This window comes from Streptomyces sp. STAM6 (assembly GCF_054963715.1).
Genome location: NZ_JBUEFZ010000059.1, coordinates 1 through 20,153, shown reverse-complemented (window position 1 = coordinate 20,153; position 20,153 = coordinate 1). Strand labels below are relative to the sequence as shown.

The window sequence follows — 20,153 nt, the reverse complement described above, 5'->3', positions numbered from 1 at the left end:
CAGGTCTGCGACACCAAGGCCGACGGTCATGGTGTCACCGGTGAGCTGGTACAGGTTTACCCTGGTGGCAGCAACACCGTGCGCCTTACCATCACCGATGGTGGGGACGCCGGCTGTGACAAGGACGGCTACAACATCGGCAACGGGTTCAATGAGCTGTACGAGATGTGGCTCGCGTGGGACGGCGGCGGCGCCACGGTGAAGTCCGAGCGGTTCAACGAGTAGCCCGAAATGCGGGTCAATCGCCGGCCGCCCATCGCGTGCGGCGGAATGCAATATTCCTGCGCGGTGACGCGAGGCTGTGGGTTCAGAATGAAGAATTCCGCTTCTCTTGGCAGCCACCGTCACGCGTCGGCCTGACCGCCGGAAGCAGGATCGGCCCTCTCCGCGCGGCGTGTGTGTCGCACCATTGGCACGAGCCATCGACACGAGCGCGTGAGGGGGCCGCCCGCGAGTACGGGGCGCGAGCGTACTCGTCCGCCTTCGGTGCGCCCCTCCGGGGCGTCACGGCCGCGGCCCGCCGACGTACGGTGCCGCGGCCGTCCCGGCGTCGGCGCCGACAGGCTCGGCGTCGCCGCAGTGACGGTCAGCGCTCGGTGAACACGGGGGTCCAGCGGCCGTCGTCATGGAGGTCCGCCTTCCTGAAGCCGGAGAGCGGGGTCACCTTCTGGCTGTCGAGGGCGACCAAAATCAGCTGGTTACGGAACTCGCCCTTGCCGGGGGCGCACTGCTTCGGGTCACAGCGCCAGGCGATGAGGTGCCTGCCGTCAGCCCAGGCGAGCAGTTGCTGGCCGGGGACGATCGCGGCCCGCTCGCCGGTCCTCGCGTCCAGTACCTCGGAGACGATCCGGTCGTCATCTTCCGGCATGGTGCCGGCGGCCAGGGTCCCGTCGGGGGACAGACCCGCTTCCGCGTGGCTCAGGAACTCCTCCTGCTTCGGGGCCGACGTCTCCTTGCCGTTCACGTCGAGATAGATTCTGCCCTGCTTGTTGTGCCAGGGTTCCCACAGCAGCTCACCATCATGGTTCCAGGTGAAGTCCTGACGCCCGCCGGCGGTGAATCCGCGATCGTCCTTCTTGGGCGCCCGTGCGGTGAAGTCGGCCCGGCCTGAGGCGACATCGATGACGTAGTAGCCGGTGCGGCTGGGCTTCGGCCCCGGCACCTTCTTGTCGTTCACCTGCTGCAAGGCGTCCTTGAAGAGGCCGTCCGGGTTGAGGCCGTACGTCGTCGCAACCAGACGCTTGCCGTCGGGCGAGAACTGCACACCACCGACAGTCTTGTCGACGTCGATCCAGCGCTCCACCTTGCCCGTGGTCAGGTTCAGCATTCCGATGCGGTCGGCCGGCAGATCGCGCTCCAGCACAGCGGCGGTCCGCAGCCCGGGGGCGACATCCAGCCATGCCCAGTCGGTCCGTTCGTAACGCTTGGTGGCCGGATTGAGCAGATTCCATTCGTACGTGACTATCCCGTCCCCGTTCGGCTGCTTCACGGCTCTTGCCGTGTAGTACGCCGAGACGGCGACCCTCCCCGCGGCGATCAGCTCCTGCGGCGGCGACTGATCCGGACGGGCCGCTGTGTCCGGGAGGTCGAGCCCACCATCGGGCCGCGCCGGCGTTTCGCTGCCGTCCACGGCCGGCATCACCGCGGCGGCGGCCGCGACGAGGGCCGCGATGACGCCGGCCACCGCGACCTTGCGTGTGGGGAGGCGGCGCGGCGACCGGGGCACCCGCTCTGTGACGACACCGGGCGACCGCACTTTCTGCCCGCTTTCCTCGTGCGCTTCGCGGAGCTCTTCGGGTTTCACAGCCGTACCTCCACGGGAGACAGGTTCGGGGCGGATAAGCGGTGGCCAGAATTCCGGTCTCGCCGATTGCGGAGTGCCTGTGAGGTGTGGCCGGCGAGCAGTGCCTCGTGCTGCCGAGGTGCCGGGCGGGAACTTATCGGGTGACGAGTTCCGTGACCGCGGATCGCGGCACGCCGAGCGGGATATTGCCCCCGCTTCGCGAAAGTCGCTCTGCGAGGGCAATAAGCAGGTTCTCCGGTGCACCGCGGGTCACGCATGCCGCTCGGCGCAGCAAACGACGTGACACGCTTTGTATGCGGAATAGTGTGTTCCCTGTGCGCCGGTCCGGATCGCCGGACTATTCGTTGAACCACTCGGACTTCACGGCGTAGCCGTCGCCGTCCCACGAGAGCTGCATCTGGTACGAACCGGACTGACCGACGTTGTAGCCGTCCTTGTCGCATCCGGCGTCGCCGCCGTCGGTGATGTACAGCTTCTCGTTGTACGTGTTGTCGACCAGGCGACCCGAGACGCCGTGGCCGTCTGCCTTGGTGTCGCAGACCTTGAACATGTCCCCGTCGTCGATGAACGTCATCGTGCCCCGGCCGCCGGGGAGGGAGATGGTCTTGTTGGAGACACGGGCGTCAGCCATTGCCGGAGACGCCGTGCCGGCGACCACCGAAGCGACGGCCGCACCGGCCACTGCTATGCGAGCGAGCGAATTGACCATTGGTTCCTCTTTCCATACAGGACACCGGAACAGCGCAGGTAAGCGTCGAACGGGACTCGCCGAGCATATTTCAGGGTGATCATTCGGCAAGCGGTTTGTCGAAATCGCGCACCACCCTGATCACTCACGGAGCGTGACAGAAAGGGAAGCATTCAGAGGGTCAGAGGTTGCCGATCATGCGATTCGGGACACAGGGATGAGGGGGGAGAGGAACTCGTGGACACGCTGGGCACACGGAAGCGACTCCATGTGATCTGCATCTCATTGCACCGAAGTGCCCCCGGCCGGTTTCGCGTTGTCGCGGCGTCAGTCCGTTGAACTCCGAGCGCACAGGAATCGGCCCCCACGGCCGCCGGTCGCCCATGCCCTGGCCAAGTCGCTGCGCCTCGCTCCGGGGGAGACCAGGACACCGCGCATGCCGGCGTTCCGATGCATCCGCAGCCCGGCGTGGAACTCAATGTCCGGTTTCGGTCCTTCCAAGCGCGGTGCCGTAGGGGCTGACGTCTCGTCATCCCTGCGATGTGCCGATGAGGTCAAGCACAACGGTGATGGGCGGTCAGCGACAGGTCGTTCAGCCTGGAGTCCCGGTGTCAGTCGTCTCACGGCACCGGGCCTTCCCCGAAGCCGGGTACGGCGGGGGACTCAGCGCCAGTCGTCGATCACGTAGGCGTCCGGGTGGCTGTAGCCGGGTTCGTTGGGCTTGTGCATGGTCACGCCTTGCAGCCAGGTACGGAAACCGCGGTCGACCATGCGCCGGTAGGCATCCTGGCGGGCCAGGTTCATTCCGGCGTCCAGTTGCCCCAGTCCCTTCTCGGCGGCCAGCTGCTCGCACGCATTCAGCAGTCGGTCGAACCGGTCCGCGGCGTCCGGGCCGGGGCGTACGGCACCGAATTTGACGAAGCACACCTCCTCACCGGCCTCCGACCCCGCTCCGCAGTGGCAGACAGCCAGACCGTCGAGGTCGGAGCCGGTGCCTTCCAGGAGGATGGTGTCACCAAGCCCCTGCGCCTGTGTCGCCACGATCTCGCGCTCCAGGCTCAGGCCCTCGTACACAGCCCCCGTCAGCGCGCGACTGAGGCTCAATGCGTCGGGCCGCTCAGCGGCGGTCAGCTCTCCGTACAGCACTCGGCCGGGCACTGTCGCACCGGCGGTGACGGCGACCTGCTTCTTCATGACGGCGGTAAGGAATCGGGGCCAGAAACCGTACCGGCGGTAGAGCTCGAGGTGCTTGGGGCTGTGCGAGAAGGTGAACAGGCCGAGGTGACGGTTCTCCCAGGTGTCGAAGCAGGCCATGACCGGCTCCATGAGACGCCTGCCGATGCCCTGGTCCCAGAGATCCGGACGTACGGTCAGCGGGCCGAAGAACCCGACGCTGCCCCAGTTGGCGGCAAAGACCGATCCGACGACCTCGCCCTCGACGGTCGCCGCGAAGGCCGCGTGTGGATCTGCCGCCCAGCGGGTGCGGACGTAGTCGGCGGCCCCGAAGAACGTCTCCGGCTCAGGGGCCCCGAGGAAGGTCCCGAAGGCGACCCTGAAGATCTCGTCGGCCCGGTCCAGGTCCAGCTCGACCAGCGGGCGGACCGACACCGTGGCGGCGACACTCGTTCGCTTCGCTGCGGGCATGATCGCTCTCCTTTCCGCCCCCAGTTCCATCGCACCACGGACGTGCGCCGCGGGCGAAGCGACAGGTCCGGCGGTACCCCAAGGATCAACCGGCCGAGTTCCCCGACGACGGGGCGGCCGTCTTCCAGCCGGTCGACGACCCGGTCCGACCGGGGGCCTCTGAGGAGCCGGAGGAGCGCCGACTGCGCCTGCTCCACCGCCTCGCCCCGCCACGGCTCATCGGCTCGACAAGTACGCTCAGCGAACTATTGGGGCCCGCCATGGCCTCTCGACCTTGAATGGGTGATGTCGCCATGGTGGCCGGCGTCGGAGGACGGTGCCGGTGAGGCAGCCGTCGAGGACGTCGGTGGCGGTACTGGAGCCGGCGGAGGCCGCGTCGGACGGCAGTGATCAAGTTGTCGGGGAAGGCGCGATTGGCCACGGCGGTGCCTCTCAGGACGGACCGGAAGCCCTCGACCGGGTTGAGGTCGGTGCCCGAAGACTCGGCGGATCCGCACATCTCAAGCCCGCCGACCCCGCGTCCCGGGTACCTCGGACGACCAGGGCGTGTCCGACGAGTCGCGGTGGGTCGCCGCCCGGTGGTGCGCAAGGAGGTACGGATCGTCCAGGCGTGCGTCGTCGACGCGGTCGCGTGCGCCGGTGAGGAGCCAGTCCAGCAACTCCGGGGTGGCGTGGTACTCGTCGTAGAAGCCCATGTGCAAGTCGGTGATCCCGAACTCGACCATCACCTCGTCCACGAGGTCCGTCAGATGGGCGTCGGCGGCTGGCGTGCGGGTGGCGGCCCACACGTCCAGCCAGGGACGCAAGGTGCCCGTGGCCACGGTGATGAGGCTGAGCGTTTCCCAGACAGGGACGGGGCTGGGGTGGGTGTGCAGGGTGGCCCGCCACCAGGCGGACCAGACGTCGTGGAGGCCATCGGCCAAGGGCTTGTCCCACGTTGTCCAAGCCGCTTCCCGCAAGCGGGTGGCGATGAGGTTCTCGTCGACGTGGAACGAGCCTGTGACGACGGCGCGGACGATGCGTGGGGTCACACGGCGGAAGAGGCGTGGGAAGTCGTTCCAGTGGCTGGGCACCTCCATGGCGACAGCGGACACCATGTCGTCGGAGATCAGGTGCAGTGGTCCGGAGAGCTCGGCGAAATGCTGCTCGCCGTAGCAATAGGTGCACCCCTCGACCGGAAAGGGCTCCTCGTCCGCAAATACACGGTCCAGGCTGTCGAGTGCTGCGGTGAGCCGCTGGTGGACCTGGGACATGACGACCTGCCGGGGGAACTCCGTCCGGGTGACCGGCGAAGGTTGCAGATTATCAGCCATGCCATTGCAGGGGTCTGGGGAGTCAGGAGCCGAGCCGGCGGCGTGGAGCGGCGACAGTCACAGTGCCGTGACGACGTACCCCGGCTCTGTCGCAACGAGTTTGCCACGGCAGGAAGCCTTTGTGCGGCATTGATCGTTCGCCCGGCTTCTCCGCGCGGCCTGAACATCGTGTCATCGAATTGCGGCGCTCCCCATGCCGCCTCTGCGGCGGCGGTGGGCGAAGCTCGCCGCCCGGGGGAGGTGCCGTGTGCGAGCCCCCCCCGGCGGCACGCCGTCGAGTCCGGTCAGCGGGCCGGTAGGTCTTGCTACGGGGTACCGGTCCGCTGCCAGAGAATGCCGTTGATCACCACGCCGTACCAATCCTGCGCGTGTGCCCCCTCCAGCGCCCACCGGGCTCCGCACTTCTCAGTAGGCGCAGCATGCCGAAAACTGCTTGCCTGGTGGTGAATGATGAGAGTGTGATCTCCAAGGAACGCGCCGTCGAGCTCGTCGAATCCTTCCTGGCCACAGAGCGGCTGACCTGGCCATGGAATGGGCCGGCCCCCGAGCTGGCCGTCTACCACGTGGAGGAACACTCGGTCGGCTGGCTCTCCTTCTGGAACACGGCGGAGTACGCCCGCACCGGAGACAGGCGCAACAGCCTCATGAGCGGCGGCCATTGCCTGGTGGATCGCCACGACGGCAGCATCCACTACATCCCCGACGCCTGGTGGTCGGAAGAGGGCTGGGAGGAGCGCTACCTCCTGCAGATCAAAGGCATAAGACCGCCTGATCCATTGGCCTCCGCCGTGCGCGTGCTCGTCCACTCCGCCGGCGTCGTGGCGGCGATGAGCCACCTGCGCAAGCAGGCCCCGCGACTGAGCCTGGCGGAGGCAAAGGCCTACGTCATGACAGTGCGCGACGGCGCCGAACCACCGGAGGAACTGGCAAGCCTCACCCGGAAGGAGCCGAAGTGGCCGCCTCTGCCCATCGAAACGCTGGCTGGTCCAGTCCAGTAGAGGAGGCACGGTCCGAGGCGTCGAGACCCGGACCGAGCCCGTGTGGGTGGGCACTAATAATCACTGAGTGAGCTCCGGACGCCCGTGGCATCGGCGGATGACGGACGCGCGTGGCTGCTGCTGTGCTCAGGGCTTCACGGCGGCACCGACCGTGCCGCGGCCAGGAACCCGGGGCCGGTCACCTCTTCCCTTGTCGCCGCCTTCACCACGCAGCTCGGCCGCCGGGCCGTGGTCGTCCACAGCAGCCGGCTGGTGCTCGGTGTGGAAGACGGACGTCTCACGCTCGTGGACACCAGTGGCCGGCCCGTCCCGGCCCCCGCTGTGGCCTACGCCCGCCTGTCGACACCCCATCTGTCGGCCGACAGGGAAGTCACTTTGCTGCGGCATCTCGCCGCCATGGGCACGCGACTGGTCAACCCCGCCGAGGCGGTGCTCGCCTCCGTGAACAAGTTCTGGCAACTGCAACAGCTTTCCGCTGCCGGCATCCCGGTCCCTGACACCCGCACCCACACCGATGCACCTGTGGAGCACGTACTCGACACCGGGGTGCCGGAGCCGTGTGTGGTCAAAGCCGTGCGAGGCCACCGCGGACGACGGGTCTTCCTCGCCCCCGGCGCGACGTGGCTACGTGGCGTGGCAGGCAGCCTGGACGACCGGTGCCCGTATCTCTTCCAGCGGTACGTCGCCCACTCCCACGGCCGGGACTTACGGGTGATCGTCGTCGATGGCCGGGCCGTGGCCGCCGCCGTCCGCACCGCCAGCGACGACCGCCTCGTCTCCAACCTCGCGCAAGGCGGCAAACACACCGTCTGCACCGGCCGGTATCCCGAGGCGGAGACCCTCGCCGTCCGGGCGGCCGGGGTCATCGGCCTGGGCCGTCGCCGGTATTGACCTCTTGTTCGAAGAGAATGGTTCGTTCACCGTGTGCGAGGTGAACTGCAACCCCACTTGGCAGCCCGACATGCCGGGGATCGCCGCGGCCATCGCCGCGACCTGTCAGAGCCGCCTGACCACGTCCGGCTGAACGCCGCCGGGCGCTGCTGAAAGGCATTGGAAGCACTCCGGGACACCCTTGTCGCACCAGACACAGGAGAGGGCGGGGTGCCGCTGTCGTGCGGTCGTGGAGGCACCGGAGCGACATGGACCGCCGCTTGCGGCACGAGCGGCACCTGTCCACGGGCCGCCGGGATTTGGCCGAACTCCTGCTCTCCATCAGGGTAGTGCGGCTTCCGGAGGCGGCCGAGGAGCGCCACGTACCGATCTCACCGAGACGGATCGCCGGTGCTTCGGACAGGGCTACTGCGACTGAGCCACACGGGAACAGCGGGCCCGCGCGCCATGCGGGACCCGCCTGTCGATCCGCCCGCATCGGTGCCCAGGTCGGGCTTCGCCGCCCCCAGGGCTCTCCACGTGACTCACCGGATCAGCACGGACGCGGGGGCGCGAGGCGTCAGGCCAGGCCATCACTTCGGTAGCCTTTCGCCCGCCGGGCCGGTCGCGGCCGCCGCGGCCGGCCCGGCCGGGCGCTTGACTGGGTCCGGTAATGATCAAGTGCACACAACTCATAGGGGGCGACGCGGTGAAGAGCAAGGACCTTCCGCTGATACCGGATGCGCGATGGCTGGAGGAACGGCTGGGCAAAGGCTCGCTCTGGCAACCGGACGAGGCCGCTCTGCCGGCCGAGCTCACCCACGCCGGGTCGAGGGAGTTTCTGCTCACGGTCGGTTTTCCCGCAGTCCACCTTGATGTGGTGGGGATCGACACGAGGCACTTGCGGGACGAGGACGGGATGGAACCGTTCGATGCCGACGAAATCTATGGGGAACGCTATCCCGACGACGACTCCCCGCCCGAGAACTTCTGCTTCGCGGTCGCCACGTGGTTCGACCAGAATCTGATGCTCGGCGCCGAGGACGGTGGCATCACCCACTACGACCCCAACGGATGGGATCACGGGGCCGGATGGAAGGGGCCAGCCGCCGACGACCTTCCCACGCTGGCCGTGCTCCTCGGGCTGATCGCCGAGTCGAGTGACGCCCTGCAGTCGGCCGACGATGCCGTACGCGCGGCCGCCGTCACCGAGCTTCGGCGGCACATGATCGCCCAGGAACCCGATGTGGACGACTCTGCGTTCTGGGACGAAATCTTCGGGTGTCTGGGCTGAGAGCGCAGCCGACGAGGACGAAGTCACTGGGTCCCTGGCCCGGGCATGGTGCCGCCGATCATCAGCACCTCCGGGATGCTGACACGAACTGCGCCGATGGGGGAGGCGCCCATCGATCGCGGCAGCGATCGTCGCGTCCGGTCGGGGTGAAGCTGTTGACCCTGGTGTGGCGGGAGGTGACCGGGGCGGGGGCCCAGGGGCGCGGCAGTGGGCGGGGCGTGCATGGAATTCTGCCCAGGTGTCGCTGCCTCTGCGTCCGGTCGTGGGCCGGCGAGCGGCGGACGGACCGGTCCCTCGGTGACCGGGGCCGGCGCCTGGGCCGGACTGAGGGGAAGAACGGGCCGCCGGCTTTGCCTGTCTGTGGCGCCTTCTCGTCAGTCGATCAGCACTCCCGGATTGAGGATGTGATGGGGGTCGAGGGCGTCCTTGGCGGCTCGCAGCGCCAGCGCGAAGGGCTCCGGGCGCTGGAGGTCGTATCCCGGGCGGTGGTCGCGGCCGACGGCGTGGTGGTGGGTGATGGTTGCGCGGTAGCGGTGCAGCACGTCGACCGCGGCGGCTTTGATGTCGTCCCAGACCTCGACCTCGTCGCCGGGGCGGCCGGCGACGGCGACGGTGAAGTAGGGGGCGGCGCCATCGGGGTACACATGCGTCAGGCGGCAGTTGATGGTGGCCTGGTGTCCGGTGGCTTTCAGGGCGGCGGCACCGACCTGGGTGCGCACGGCGTCGATCAGGGCGGGAATCGTGTCCCAGGTGGCGGCGGTCTCGAAAGTGTCGATCACGGCGCCCATGCGGGCCAGGCCGTCGCGCAGGTACGGCATGCGGAGGAACGCGGAGCGCCAGGCGCTCACGGCCGCGTCGGCCGGGGCGTCGTGGTGCGCCGTGGGAGCCCCGCCGCGGCCGCCGTGGGCACGGGCCAGGTCGAGGGCGCCGGCAAGGCGGTCATCGACGGGGGCCGTGGCGGATTCGAAGCCGAGGACCAGGACGGCGGAGCCGTCGCGCGAGGCCCCGGCCAGCAGTGCCTCGCCGGGGTCGAGCAGGCGGCAGTTGGCCGGGGCGAGGTCGGACTGGGCGAGGGCACGCACCGCGTCCAGCGCCTGATGGAAGTCGGTGAAGGCCACGGATGTCGATGCCTTGTGGCGCGGGCGCTCCTGCAGGCGCAACCACGCCTCGGTGATGACGCCGAGCGCGCCCTCTGAGCCGAGGAACAGGCGGTCGGGAGACGGTCCGGCGCCGGACGCGGGCAGCCGCCAGGACGTGCTGACTCCGGCGGGCGTGATCACGCGCAGGGACTGCACGAAGTCGTCGATGTGCGTGCGGTTGGTGGCGTAGTGGCCTCCTGCTCGGGTGGCCAGCCAACCACCGAGGGTGGAGAACTCGAAGCTCTGGGGGAAGTGGCGCAAGGTGAGGCCGTGGGGCCGCAACTGCCCTTCCAGTACGGGACCGAGCGCGCCGGCCTGGATGCGGGCCGAGCGGCCGGCCGTGTCGACTTCCAGGACGCGGTCCATCGAGGTCAGATCGAGCGACAGCACGGTGTGGTGGGCGTCGCCGCGGTACTCCACGCCGCCCACCACCGACGAGCCGCCGCCGAAGGGGATGACGGCCACGCCGTGCCCGCCGGCCCAGTCCAGCACATCGGCCACGTCCTGGTCGTTGGTCGGGCGGGCCACCAGGTCGGGGATCCGGCCGGGCCGGCCGCGCAGGGCCCGGATGATGTCGCGGTAGGCCTTACCCATGGCGTGGGCGGCGCGTGCTTCGGGATCGGCGGTGAACAGGTGCGCCAGAGCGGGTGGCGGTGTTGCGCGGGGGCGGGCGATCGGCAGGTCGGCGACCTGCGGTATCGGCAGCGGGCGGGCCAGAGTGCCGGGCAGGAGGGCGCCCAGGGCTGCGCATTCCGCGTCGTCGGGGTGGGCATGCGTGTAGCCCCAGCCCCACCAGGAGCGGGTGGGGAAGGCGCCGGGGTTGGACGGGTTGGCAGGCATGACGGTGCTCCCAGCAAGTCCATGTATGTGACCCAACGGAAAATTACCCTAGGGTAATATCGCGTCCATGACAACGCTTCCCTCCAGGGCGGGCACAAAGGGCGTGCCCAGGGCCGCACGCGAACGACAGGTCTTGGCCGCGGCCACCCAGGAGTTCGGCCGCCATGGCTACGAGGCCACCACGGTGGCCACCATCGCCGCTCGCGTGGGGGTCACCAAACCACTGCTGCACCATTACTTCGGCAGCAAACAAGACCTCTACCTCGCCTGCCTGAACCCCGTCGGCGACAGGCTGTTGACAGCCATCCGCGCCGCAATGGCCGAACACCCGACCGGCGCTCCGCCCACGTCGCTCCGCGTGCTGCATGCCCTGTTCACCGCACTCGACGGGCAACGCGAAGCATGGTTCGTCCTCTACGACGCCACGCTGCCGCCCGACAGTGACGCCGCCCGGTGCGCGGCGCACTACCGCGGCGCCATCGACGACCTCGCCGCGATCGGCGCGGCCGACCTCCTGCACACGGTCGGATCGAGTGACCCCCTCGACGCCGACGCCCTCACGTACGCCTGGCGTGGCCTGTGCACTGCTCTGGTCCGCTGGTGGGTCAATCACCCCGACCAGACACCCGAGGCCATGGCGCAACGCTGCGCACGGCTCTTCGCGGCCGGCCGCGCCACACTCGCCACCGGCGACGTCGACACGTGAGCCGGACATTCGCCCGCGCCGCCCGTCGGCAGGTCACTCGGGTGGGCGGAGCCGGCCTCGGGTGTGCGGGCGCGTGAGACCTCCGCCGGAACGGGAGTGCCCGGCTGCGTTGCCGGGCACCGACCAAGCTCCGCGCTGCCATGCGAACTTCCGGTGGGCGCCCCTGGTGATGACGCGGGGCGGGGAATGAGGAGCCCCTGTCCTGGTGGATCAAGGAGAGCCGGCGATGCGGAAGAGGTCGTGGCCGCCGCACTGATCATGGCGCGAGTGGCAATCGGCCACCCGCCTGTCCGGCGTTCCGCGTGATTCGGTGGGCGGCTGCCCGCCCGATGGCCCCAAGGGGGTGACGACACATCAATCATGACAGGTCGGAGAGTGTTTTTGTAGGACGAATGGCACAGCTCAGGACCATTGTCCAACTGGTCGGACGGCTCTGAGAATCGCCGTCATGAATCATTCCGAGGACATCGACCACGATGCGGTGCTGAGGGCGCGAACGATGCTGCTCGGATCCCGCCGACCCACGATCGGCGAGGAGATCGAGGCGTACCGGGTGCTGGGGCGGGTGAGCCCGGCGGCCTATCTGCCCCGGCTGACGAAGGCGCTGCAGTCGCACGCCTGGGACTTCCGGGACCGGCCGGAGATCGGACTGGCCCTGCGACTGGAGGCGGTCGCGGCGGCCCGGCGGATGGACGAGTCGGACCCGCGGCGCACCGCGCTTCTCGTGGAGGCGCTGGACAGCTACCGATGGCAGTTGTACGACCTCGGCCGGCGGGCCGAGGGACTCGCGGTGTGCGAGGAGATGTCCGACGTCGGGCGCCGCGGCTTCGAGGCCGGGCACGTGGAGAGTCCGGTGTACGGGCTGTCCGCAGTGGCCAGGGCGTGGGCCGAGGAGGGACGGCACCCGGAAGCGGCGGACGCCTTCGGGCGGATCGTCGAGAGCCGGCGGTCGGAGGGCCCCGGGGCCGGCTCCTCGTTCTGGTCCGTGGCGGCGTGGGTGGGTGAGTTGGAGGCAAGCGGCTCCCACTCTGCCGCGATCGACGCGTTCGGGGAGTACGTGATCGCCACGCGCACGCGCGTCCACGAGGGCCGGGCCGCGTTGGCCCTCCTCTTGTGGGCACTCGTCCGGTTCTCCGGCATGCTCGCCGGCCAGGAGCGGAAGCGGGAAGCGAAGGCGGCGTGGCGGGAGGCCGGTGTGCTGCTGGCCGAGCTCGCGGCTTCGGGTGAGCGCAAGAGCTGGAGCAGCATCACTTCCTGGTGGGTCACCCTGCTCGCCATGTCACGGCTTCCGGACGAACGGCCGGCACAAGGGCCTTCGCCGGCGTGGGGCCTGCCGTTCCTGGACTGGTCGCCCGACCTCAGAGGCCAGTACGCGGACGGCATCGCGGAGCTGGAGAAAGACCTCGCGTCTCTCGTGGTACCGGCCGATGCGGGCGCCGGCCCGGATGCCCGCCTTGCCGAGTTGGTTGCCTTGCGGCGCGAACTGTCGATCCGGTCGGCCATCGACTGGGAGGCGTGCACGCCCTGCGATCCGGACCGGTTGCGATCGGTGTTCGACGAGTCTGTCGCTGCCGCGCGCCGCTGGGCGGAGGTGGACCGGGAACGGGGCTCCGTCGCGCTCGCCAGGGCACTGACAGACAGGGCGACCATGCTCGTGGCGGAACACCTCCACGGCGAGGCACTCACCGATTTCGAGGAGGCCGGGACGCTGATGTGAAGGGGACGAATGCCCTGAGGCGGCGAGTGTTCTGAGCGGCGGGCGACTCGCTCACGGCGGCCCACCTGCTCCGAAGGGGGACTCGCGCGGACGGCGCGCACCGAGTGGTGCGCGCCGCCCGCGTTCCCGTCAGTCCCGGATGCGTACCACCCGGAGCTGCGGGTCGCCGAGGATGTCCTTCTCGCAGAAGCGGGCCGTCACCCACCGCTCCTGGGAGTACAGCCGTGTCTGATCGTCGAAGTGCGGGGAGACGGGGTTCGACGACTGGGAGTAGGTGAGGAGCGTCCGGGCGACGGGGCACCGGCTGCCGTCCCAGCCGACCGCCTGGACGTGGCTCGAGCCGTGGCGTACCTCCGTGTAGCCGCCCCCGGCGGCGTCCCACACGGGCACCGTCATGTTCCAGACGCCGAGCGCGCCGACCCCGCCGTGGACCGGGATGCGTTGTGCGTCGCCTCGGATCACGAACTGGTGGTCACCGAGCGGAGCGTCGAGCGGTATGCGCGCCGAACGCAGCTCGTCGACGGTCCTGACCAGGGCTTTGCGCAGTGCTCCGGCAACCGCCGGCGCGGAGGTGTCGAGGGCGTTCGGCGTACGGACGGGGTCCGCCGCGGAGAACGGCACCTTCCAGATCTGTCCGGGCCGTGCGGCGTGGAAGTGGGACCAGAAGCGGTCGAAGAGCAGGGCGCCCCGGCTGGTGGTGTCCATCCTGCGGTCCCAGCGCCGGAGCGTCTCGCAGGCCTCCGGGTTGTCGGGCAGGGCGGCCGGGCAGGCCTCGATCACGTCGTCGGCGACCAGCTCGGCGACCGGCACGCGGTTCGCGAACTGCTGGCGCTGCAGGTCGGCCACTGTCAGCCCGCCACGCTCCGCCATCGCCGCGACATCCTGGATCGCGCCCCGGGTGCGCAGCGAGCGCGGGGTGGCGATGGTGCCGAAGACTCGTTCGTATCCGGTCAGCGGCCGGTCGGCGTTGGTGAGCCAGGCGCTGTCGTTGGAGTTCTCGACGTAGGGAGCATCCTGCAGTCGCGGCATCCTGGACGGTCCGAAGATGCCGGGCTGGACCGCGTCCGGGTCGGAGCCCAGGGCGCAGTCGGCGCGGGAGCCGTCCAGTACGGCGAGTCCCGCCTCCGGGTAGACGCTCCGGCCGAGGTCGGTCGAGCAGCGACGGACGAGATCGTCGGTGATGCGCGGCAGCACCTGCGCCTGGGCGTAGAGCGTTCGGCCGCCCTCGTCGGCGGCGACGGTGTTGGCCCATGCCATTCCCTGCGTGCGACGGAGCGCACCCCACATCTCCTGGGTCGTGCGGGACTTGGCCAGTGCGAGGGCGGTGTCGGTCATGCGCAGGTTGGCCGCGTTGGGGTCGTTCAGGGCGTAGGCCGTGGACGTGGTCCACGGTAGGTCCAGTTCGGACTCCAGGGATGTGACGACGGGGCCGTACCGGGTCCACCACTGCGTGCCCGTCACACCGGTTCCGCCGTTCGCGACGGGCACGGTCACGGTCCGCTTCGTCATCCGTTCCGGCTTGCCGTCCACCAGATAGACCGTCGGGTCGGCCGGGTCGAGAGTGAGCCGGTGGAGGCTCAGGGGCACCCCTGTCGACACGGTGTGGCTCCAGGCGACCTTGTCGGTGAAGCCGATCTGGACGACCGGAACGCCGAGGAGGGAGCCGCCGGAGACGTTGAGCTCGCCGGGAATGGTCTGCTGCGACTGCCAGAAGCGCCGTGCGCCGTGCCAGGGGAAGTGCGGGTTCCCGAGGAGCAGGCCGCCGCCGTACGCCGTGGTACCACCCCCGAACGCGACAGCATTGGAACCCATGTCGGCGTCCTGCCGGTCGAACAGCGCCCGGGCCGCGGACGCCGCCCGGGCCGGATCGGCGGACGACCCGCGTGCCGTGCCGGCGGCCGGTGGTCGTGCCGCACCGGCGGCCGGCGGGCGGGCGGCCGTGATGTCGTCGGTGAAGCCGCCCTCCCCGGTCATGACGGAGAGCGCGAAGGCCCGGCGTGCCACGTCCAGTGCGGTCACCGGGCGGACCCAGGGCTTGCCGGCGCAGGCCGGGTCGGTGATGCGGTTCTGCTTCAGCCAGGCGTTGTAGCCGGCCGCCCAGCCGCGCATCAGGTCCTTGATCTCGCGGCCGGGTCCGGCCGGCGCGGGGGTGGCGAGCAGCCGCTCCACGGTGTGCGCGTCCCGCACGCCGCGGAAGTACAGGTCACTGGAGAGGTTCTTGGACGCCGACGACAGGGAGCCGTCCGGGGCTGCGTCCGGCCCGAAGTGGCGGGACCGCTCACCGCGTACGGTGACGAATCCGTCGGCGAGCACGCAGACCTGGTCGGCGGCCTGTGCCCAGCCGGTGCCGAAGCCGAGGTTCGGGTAGTCCTTCGCCTTGATGTGCGGGATGCCGTACTCGGTGTAGCGGATCTCGGCCGACAGGCCGTGACCGGCGGGCCGCTGGGGCCCGCCCGTGGCGGCTCCGGCCGACTGCGGCGCCGCTGCGGCGGGCAGGGAGGCGGCGGCGGTGGCCAGCACGGCCAAGGCCGCCGGCGCGAGGCGTGCCCACGGGTTGCGGAACAGCATGGTCCTCCCAAATCTGAGTGCAACAAGGTGAGTTGCTCCATGCACTCATTCGAGGGCGTGCCCTGTCGTCACTCCGTGGGCGGGTCCGGGTGCCGCACGTCGCTCCACGGTCGTACGACCACGGTCGGCCGGGGCGTGCGGAGCAGTTCGATGGGGTGGCGTCGCCGGCGTGGTACCGGAGGAAGCGGCGGGAGCGCAGGGCGAGCAGTGTCACGGCGAGGACGCAGGCGATGCCTCCGCCGGTGACGGCGACGGCCGGGGAGGTGAGGCCGGTGACCGTGCGGGCGAGGAAGTCGCCGAGACGCGGCCGTGGGCCGACTGCTGAAGTCACGTCGGGCCACCACCACAACTGCCTGGCACGGTGGCGGGTCTGTGTCGGTCGACCAGGACAACAAGTCCGGAGACCTCTCCGCCATCGATCCCTATGCGGTCTACGTGCCGGGCGGCAAGGGGCTGGTTGCGTGGGGCTGCACCGAATGGGCCGACGGAACCGGTCGCCAAACGCTGTTCCTAGAGAATCAACGAAGCCGCCCGGGGGAGGGACGAGGCAGCGTGGGATGGCGGCCGGTGATGCAGGTGGCCCTCGCCGCCGTGGGTGCGGGCATTCGCCGGCTGTCCTCGTCGGCCGTAGGCGAGCAGCCTGCTCCTCCGCGGCGCGTTCGGCGGCCAACCACCTCCACCCCGGCCACGCTCGCAACGCCGACGCCCGGGTGCGCGGCCGGCCACCGGTTCCTCTGCTACGGGAACACCGGCGGCGTCACGCCGGGCGAGCGGACATACCGGGCGGCGCCGGCGGCTGCCGCCCGCCTGCCGTCGAGCGGTCATACAGGCGCGACCGGTCACAAAGGGGCCGCGTTCGCCCACGCCCCGAGGCCCGAGGCTTTTCCTGTGGCCCCGCGGCCGAGCGAAAAGCAGAAGGAGGGCGTGAGCGGTGACCTTGTAAGGTCGGCCGCTGCGGGCCGCGGAAGGGGGACGACGACATGGGCGCGCCGGGGGAGATGAGCCAGACCGAGCGGAGCACGCTCCGGTTCCACCTGCACTGTCTGGCCACGCTCGTGCCGTACGGGCTGCGGACAGCGGTCCTGGACACCTGGCTGTCCGTGGACGCGGCACTCTTCTTCGTCGGCCACGACCCGCCCCGGCAGGTGAGCCGGTGTGTCACCGAGCGGGGCGGCAGTCGGCTGCGCGCAGCGCTCGCCGCCGCCGTGGGCGCCGAGACGACCCAGCTCGACCTGGTCGCCCTGGACGACCCCGCCGTTGACGCCGCGCTCGTGGACAACCATCGACTCGGCGAGGAGCCGGAGCGGCTCCTGCGACTGCGCTCCCCGGCACTCGTCGCCGCCGGGCGACACCACCACCCCGCGTTCCACCGCCGCGCCCTGCTCTCGGGCGACCCCGACCTCGCCGCGGCCGCCCTGGTCGACCAGCGTGACGCCGCCGGGCCGACCGCCCGCGCCGCCGCGTGGGCAACCGTCCGGCGGCACGGCGGCACGGAACGGGTACGTGAACTCCTGGCCCGGACAGGCGTGCCGACGGACCCGGTGACCTCCGACATCGCCGACGCCTGTGGCCGGCCGCACCCGGAGCCGTACCTCGACACCATGGAGGAGCACTGGCTCGGCACGGGCGCCCTCCTGCGGCGGCTGCGAGCGGTCGGACGCACCCCGAGCACCTGGGAGACCCGACGGGCGCACGAGACGATCCTGAAGGAGCCGTACAGGATCGACTGGCCGCTGATCGCGGCCGCCCGCCTCGGCTCCAGGCTTCCCCTTCCGGCGGCCCGGCTGCTGATGCGACGACCGGAGTGCCCGCCCGAGGTCGCGGTGGTGCTGCGCACCGGACGCCCCGCGCGTCCGGGTCGGCCCCTGCCACCACCCCCCGTTCCCCCGCCCGTCGGGCCCCGCGCCGACGCACGCAAGGCACCGCCGTGGGTGCCCGAGTGGCATCCGCCGGGCGACACCGGTCCCCTCGGCGACACGGCCGAGTCGGCACGGCAGACGCTGGCGGCCTGGTCCGTCAGCTACCGGGGCACCGACGGGCCGACGCTCGACCACCTCGACGCCGTGATCGAACGCGGCCTGCTTTCCGCCACCGACGTGGCGGCCCTGGTGCGCCCGGCAAGCGTCCTCACCTCCTGGGTCGGCCAGGCCTCCGGGTGCGCGGACGTCGAACGCGCCGCGTGGAGCGGCCGCGCCGCGCTGCACGTCGCGACCGCCGCACTGCTGGCCCGCTGGACGGCGGGCGAAGTCCGGCCGCAGCGGTGGATCGCGATGTACTCGCTGATCCGGCGCTTCCCCGGGACACTGCCGGAACTCCTCGACGCCGTGAGCGAGGAGGTCCCGGCGGACTGAGGGCCACGGCCGGGGACCGCCGTCAGTCGAGCCGGGTGAGCTTGTCCAGGGAGCGCTGCTCGGCCGACTCCTCCTTCGTCATCGGGTCCGACTGCGCGCCGGTACCGCCGCCGACGGGTGACCCGGCGGTCTCGGTGTCCGCGGATGCCCGGTGCGGAAGCGGCCGGCCGCCGCCGTCGGGTGTGACCGTCGCTGCTGCCCGGGACGCCGACGACCGTGGTCCCTGCACGGGCACCACCGGAGTACGGCGGTGCGTTCGATACGGGCTCGGTGCGGCGTACGCTCCGGGCCGGCCAGGCCTCGGTCCGGCCGAATCGTCCGGCAGCGTAGAAGGACAGGCCAGTAGTGCCGGACGCCGGACTGAGATGGGTGCCTCGCCTCCTCGACGCTGTGGCAGTCCATCGGCAGGAACTCGGTCAGCAGCCACCAGCCCGTGCCGAGCGGAAGCATCGCCGGCACCCCGAGGGCCAGATTCGCCGGCCCGGCCACCCAGACGCTGCTGCGGGTCGCGGCGTCGTTCTCCGTCCGCGCGTTGCTCTCGTCCCGCACCAGCGTCCGCCCGCGTCCGTCCGCCCAACTGTCTTGCGGTACAAGATAGCTGCCTGTCTATCTTGTACCGCATGACCAAGGAGCCGCCCGACGCCGTCGACCAGCGGCACAGTCAGCTCCTGCGCGGGGTCCTCGACGTCTGTCTGCTGGCCCTCATCGCCGATCGGCCACGCTACGGCTTCGAGTTCACCCAGGCACTCGCCGACAACGGGCTCGATCTGGTGCGGGAAGGCAGCATCTATCCCCTGCTGTCCCGACTGGAGCGGGGTGGACTCATTTCCTCGTACCGCGCCCCGTCGGCCAGCGGCGGCGCCCCGCGTAAGTACTACCGGCTCACGGAGGCGGGCCGCGCCGAGCTGGCCGGCGGCCGGGTCGCCTGGCGCGGCTTTGCCCCGGCCGTGAGCAGGATCCTGACCTGCGCCGCACACGATGCCGGGACCGACGCCCCATCCGGAGCGGCACCCGGAGCCGCCTCCGGCTTCCCGACCGGCGCCGACGTGGGCGCCCGTACCGACACCGCACCCACGGGGGACAGCACATCGTGACGAACGAGCGGATACTCGCGGTCTGCCGCAGCAACTGGGAGTACCGGGGCATCGACGACGCCTCGGTGCGCGAGATGCTGGCCGAACTCTCCGCCCACCTGGAGGACGCGCGGGCCGCCGGGCGTACCGCCCGGGACGTCGTCGGCGACGACGTCACCGCCTTCGCCGCCTCCTGGGCCCGGGCCCGGGCGCCGCTGTCCCGCCGCGTCCCGCGCGTGGCGGCCATGGTGCTGTTCGTGGTCGGCGTGGGGCTGCTCGTACGGCACCTGATCACCTGGAACCCGACCCTGTCGGTCGGCGCGGACGACATCGCCTTCTGGACCGTCCTCGCGACCTTCACGGTGGTGTGGGAGACCCGGCGTGGTGGCCTGGGCCTCGGCATGAGCTGGCTGGTTGCGCTCGCCGTCGGCCTTCCCGCCGCCATCCTCGCCAAGGTTCTGGGCGGCGACGAGCCCCTGTTCCACCTGCCACTGTGGATCTCGCCGCTGCTGCTCCTGCCCGGCCTGCCCTACGCGATCGCCGACGGCCGGGCACGCAAGCCCGAACCCGATGACGCGAGCTGACCGTCCGCCGGCCCGGCCCTTGACGAGCGACAGCCGGGGCCGTGGTACGTCTGCGGTTGTCCTCGTGACCGACCGTCAGGACGACCTTTCCGGTGGTGCGTCCGCCCCCGTACGGCAGGGGCCTTGCCCACGTTCTTCGGCGGAAGGCTCCGCGACTCGACCGCACCAAACGCACCACTCTGGCCGAGTGGTTCCAGCGCAGTCGCCTCGCACCACACCGGCCGGCAGGCCGGCCACCCCCGGGCCGGTCGCGGCGACCGCAGCATCCCGACCATCGGCCCCGCCTCGCCTCGGCCCTGTTCTCCCGAAGCTACGGCGCAGTGACAAGTAGCTCTATGTGATCAGGGTGACGCTCGGTCAGAGGGGGCGAGATGCGGTCCGGGACTTCGCCGGCCTGGAGCACGGCGAAGTCGGCGTGGGCCTGCTCGACGGCTTCGGTGCATGGCCGAGCCGCGCCATCTGGTACAGGTGAAGATGACCCGGCAGTGCGGGGCGTGCGCCTTGACCTCCCACGCGGTCCGCAGCGCCTCCTCGAACCGTGGAGCACGGCTACCGGGACCGTCA

Annotated in this window: 15 protein-coding genes and 2 pseudogenes; 9 read left to right on the top strand and 8 right to left on the bottom strand. The window is 70.6% G+C overall.

Annotated elements, in window-relative coordinates:
- Positions 1-225: pseudogene (locus tag ACY34K_RS32950) on the top strand (hypothetical protein); the annotation flags it as partial.
- 361 nt (positions 226-586) lie between these two features.
- On the opposite strand, the gene ACY34K_RS32945 reads toward ACY34K_RS32950, so the two are convergent.
- The 4 genes from ACY34K_RS32945 to ACY34K_RS32930 form a co-directional block, all read right to left on the bottom strand.
- Positions 587-1,804: a WD40 repeat domain-containing protein gene (locus ACY34K_RS32945; protein ID WP_462753784.1), complete on the bottom strand. Its 1,218-nt coding sequence runs from the start codon at positions 1,802-1,804 to the stop codon at positions 587-589.
- A 337-nt stretch (positions 1,805-2,141) separates the two neighbouring features.
- Positions 2,142-2,435, bottom strand: coding sequence for a hypothetical protein (locus ACY34K_RS32940; RefSeq protein WP_462753782.1), 294 nt, complete (start codon positions 2,433-2,435; stop codon positions 2,142-2,144).
- Between the two features lie 720 nt (positions 2,436-3,155).
- Entirely contained in the window at positions 3,156-4,136 is a 981-nt protein-coding gene (locus tag ACY34K_RS32935; protein WP_462753780.1) for a GNAT family N-acetyltransferase, read from the bottom strand.
- Between the two features lie 500 nt (positions 4,137-4,636).
- Positions 4,637-5,389: a hypothetical protein gene (locus ACY34K_RS32930; protein WP_462753786.1), complete on the bottom strand. Its 753-nt coding sequence runs from the start codon at positions 5,387-5,389 to the stop codon at positions 4,637-4,639.
- Between the two features lie 518 nt (positions 5,390-5,907).
- On the opposite strand from ACY34K_RS32930, the gene ACY34K_RS32925 reads away from it, so the two are divergent.
- The 3 genes from ACY34K_RS32925 to ACY34K_RS32915 all read left to right on the top strand — a co-directional run bounded on the left by ACY34K_RS32925 (position 5,908) and on the right by ACY34K_RS32915 (position 8,611).
- Entirely contained in the window at positions 5,908-6,447 is a 540-nt protein-coding gene (locus ACY34K_RS32925; protein ID WP_462753778.1) for a YrhB domain-containing protein, read from the top strand.
- A gap of 84 nt (positions 6,448-6,531) precedes the next feature.
- Entirely contained in the window at positions 6,532-7,338 is an 807-nt protein-coding gene (locus tag ACY34K_RS32920; protein WP_462753776.1) for an ATP-grasp domain-containing protein, read from the top strand.
- Positions 7,339-8,026: 688 nt separating this feature from the next.
- Positions 8,027-8,611 carry an SUKH-4 family immunity protein gene (locus ACY34K_RS32915; protein WP_462753774.1) on the top strand — a complete coding sequence of 195 codons (585 nt, stop codon included), beginning with the start codon at positions 8,027-8,029 and terminating at the stop codon, positions 8,609-8,611.
- Positions 8,612-8,985: 374 nt separating this feature from the next.
- Here the strand turns inward: ACY34K_RS32915 and ACY34K_RS32910 are convergent, their stop codons facing one another.
- Positions 8,986-10,590, bottom strand: coding sequence for an FAD-binding oxidoreductase (locus ACY34K_RS32910; protein WP_462753772.1), 1,605 nt, complete (start codon positions 10,588-10,590; stop codon positions 8,986-8,988).
- Positions 10,591-10,657: 67 nt separating this feature from the next.
- Here ACY34K_RS32910 and ACY34K_RS32905 point away from each other — a divergent pair, with 67 nt between their 5' ends.
- Both ACY34K_RS32905 and ACY34K_RS32900 read left to right on the top strand, forming a co-directional pair.
- The gene (locus tag ACY34K_RS32905) at positions 10,658-11,296 is read left to right on the top strand and encodes a TetR/AcrR family transcriptional regulator (protein WP_462753770.1); all 639 of its coding nucleotides are present in this window, start codon (positions 10,658-10,660) and stop codon (positions 11,294-11,296) included.
- A gap of 448 nt (positions 11,297-11,744) precedes the next feature.
- The gene (locus tag ACY34K_RS32900) at positions 11,745-13,013 is read left to right on the top strand and encodes a hypothetical protein (protein WP_462753769.1); all 1,269 of its coding nucleotides are present in this window, start codon (positions 11,745-11,747) and stop codon (positions 13,011-13,013) included.
- Positions 13,014-13,142: 129 nt separating this feature from the next.
- On the opposite strand, the gene ACY34K_RS32895 is transcribed toward ACY34K_RS32900, so the two are convergent.
- Entirely contained in the window at positions 13,143-15,581 is a 2,439-nt protein-coding gene (locus tag ACY34K_RS32895; RefSeq protein WP_462753767.1) for a penicillin acylase family protein, read from the bottom strand.
- A gap of 151 nt (positions 15,582-15,732) precedes the next feature.
- A pseudogene (locus ACY34K_RS32890) lies at positions 15,733-15,888 on the bottom strand (MFS transporter); the annotation flags it as partial.
- A gap of 673 nt (positions 15,889-16,561) precedes the next feature.
- Between ACY34K_RS32890 and ACY34K_RS32885 the strand changes: the two are divergent.
- Positions 16,562-17,932: a hypothetical protein gene (locus tag ACY34K_RS32885; protein ID WP_462753765.1), complete on the top strand. Its 1,371-nt coding sequence runs from the start codon at positions 16,562-16,564 to the stop codon at positions 17,930-17,932.
- 22 nt (positions 17,933-17,954) lie between these two features.
- Here ACY34K_RS32885 and ACY34K_RS32880 read toward each other — a convergent pair whose 3' ends face one another.
- Positions 17,955-18,161 carry a hypothetical protein gene (locus ACY34K_RS32880; RefSeq protein ID WP_462753763.1) on the bottom strand — a complete coding sequence of 69 codons (207 nt, stop codon included), beginning with the start codon at positions 18,159-18,161 and terminating at the stop codon, positions 17,955-17,957.
- A gap of 391 nt (positions 18,162-18,552) precedes the next feature.
- Between ACY34K_RS32880 and ACY34K_RS32875 the strand changes: the two genes are divergently transcribed.
- Both ACY34K_RS32875 and ACY34K_RS32870 read left to right on the top strand, forming a co-directional pair.
- On the top strand, positions 18,553-19,026 hold the full coding sequence (locus tag ACY34K_RS32875; protein WP_462753761.1) for a PadR family transcriptional regulator: 474 nt from the start codon (positions 18,553-18,555) through the stop codon (positions 19,024-19,026).
- A complete protein-coding gene (locus ACY34K_RS32870; RefSeq protein ID WP_462753759.1) occupies positions 19,023-19,589 on the top strand; it encodes a hypothetical protein in 567 nt (188 codons plus the stop codon). Before ACY34K_RS32875 ends, ACY34K_RS32870 begins: the two co-directional genes overlap by 4 nt.
- The last annotated feature ends 564 nt before the right edge of the window (positions 19,590-20,153 follow it).

Excerpts from the sequence above, each read along its gene's own strand:
- ACY34K_RS32940 (WP_462753782.1), bottom strand. The coding sequence starts at position 2,435 with ATGGCTGACGCCCGTGTCTCCAACAAGACCATCTCCCTCCCCGGCGGC.
- ACY34K_RS32935 (WP_462753780.1), bottom strand. The coding sequence starts at position 4,136 with ATGCCCGCAGCGAAGCGAACGAGTGTCGCCGCCACGGTGTCGGTCCGC.
- ACY34K_RS32930 (WP_462753786.1), bottom strand. The coding sequence starts at position 5,389 with ATGTCCCAGGTCCACCAGCGGCTCACCGCAGCACTCGACAGCCTGGAC.
- ACY34K_RS32910 (WP_462753772.1), bottom strand. The coding sequence starts at position 10,590 with ATGCCTGCCAACCCGTCCAACCCCGGCGCCTTCCCCACCCGCTCCTGG.
- ACY34K_RS32905 (WP_462753770.1), top strand. The coding sequence starts at position 10,658 with ATGACAACGCTTCCCTCCAGGGCGGGCACAAAGGGCGTGCCCAGGGCC.
- ACY34K_RS32900 (WP_462753769.1), top strand. The coding sequence starts at position 11,745 with ATGAATCATTCCGAGGACATCGACCACGATGCGGTGCTGAGGGCGCGA.
- ACY34K_RS32895 (WP_462753767.1), bottom strand. The coding sequence starts at position 15,581 with ATGCTGTTCCGCAACCCGTGGGCACGCCTCGCGCCGGCGGCCTTGGCC.
- ACY34K_RS32885 (WP_462753765.1), top strand. The coding sequence starts at position 16,562 with ATGGGCGCGCCGGGGGAGATGAGCCAGACCGAGCGGAGCACGCTCCGG.
- ACY34K_RS32875 (WP_462753761.1), top strand. The coding sequence starts at position 18,553 with ATGACCAAGGAGCCGCCCGACGCCGTCGACCAGCGGCACAGTCAGCTC.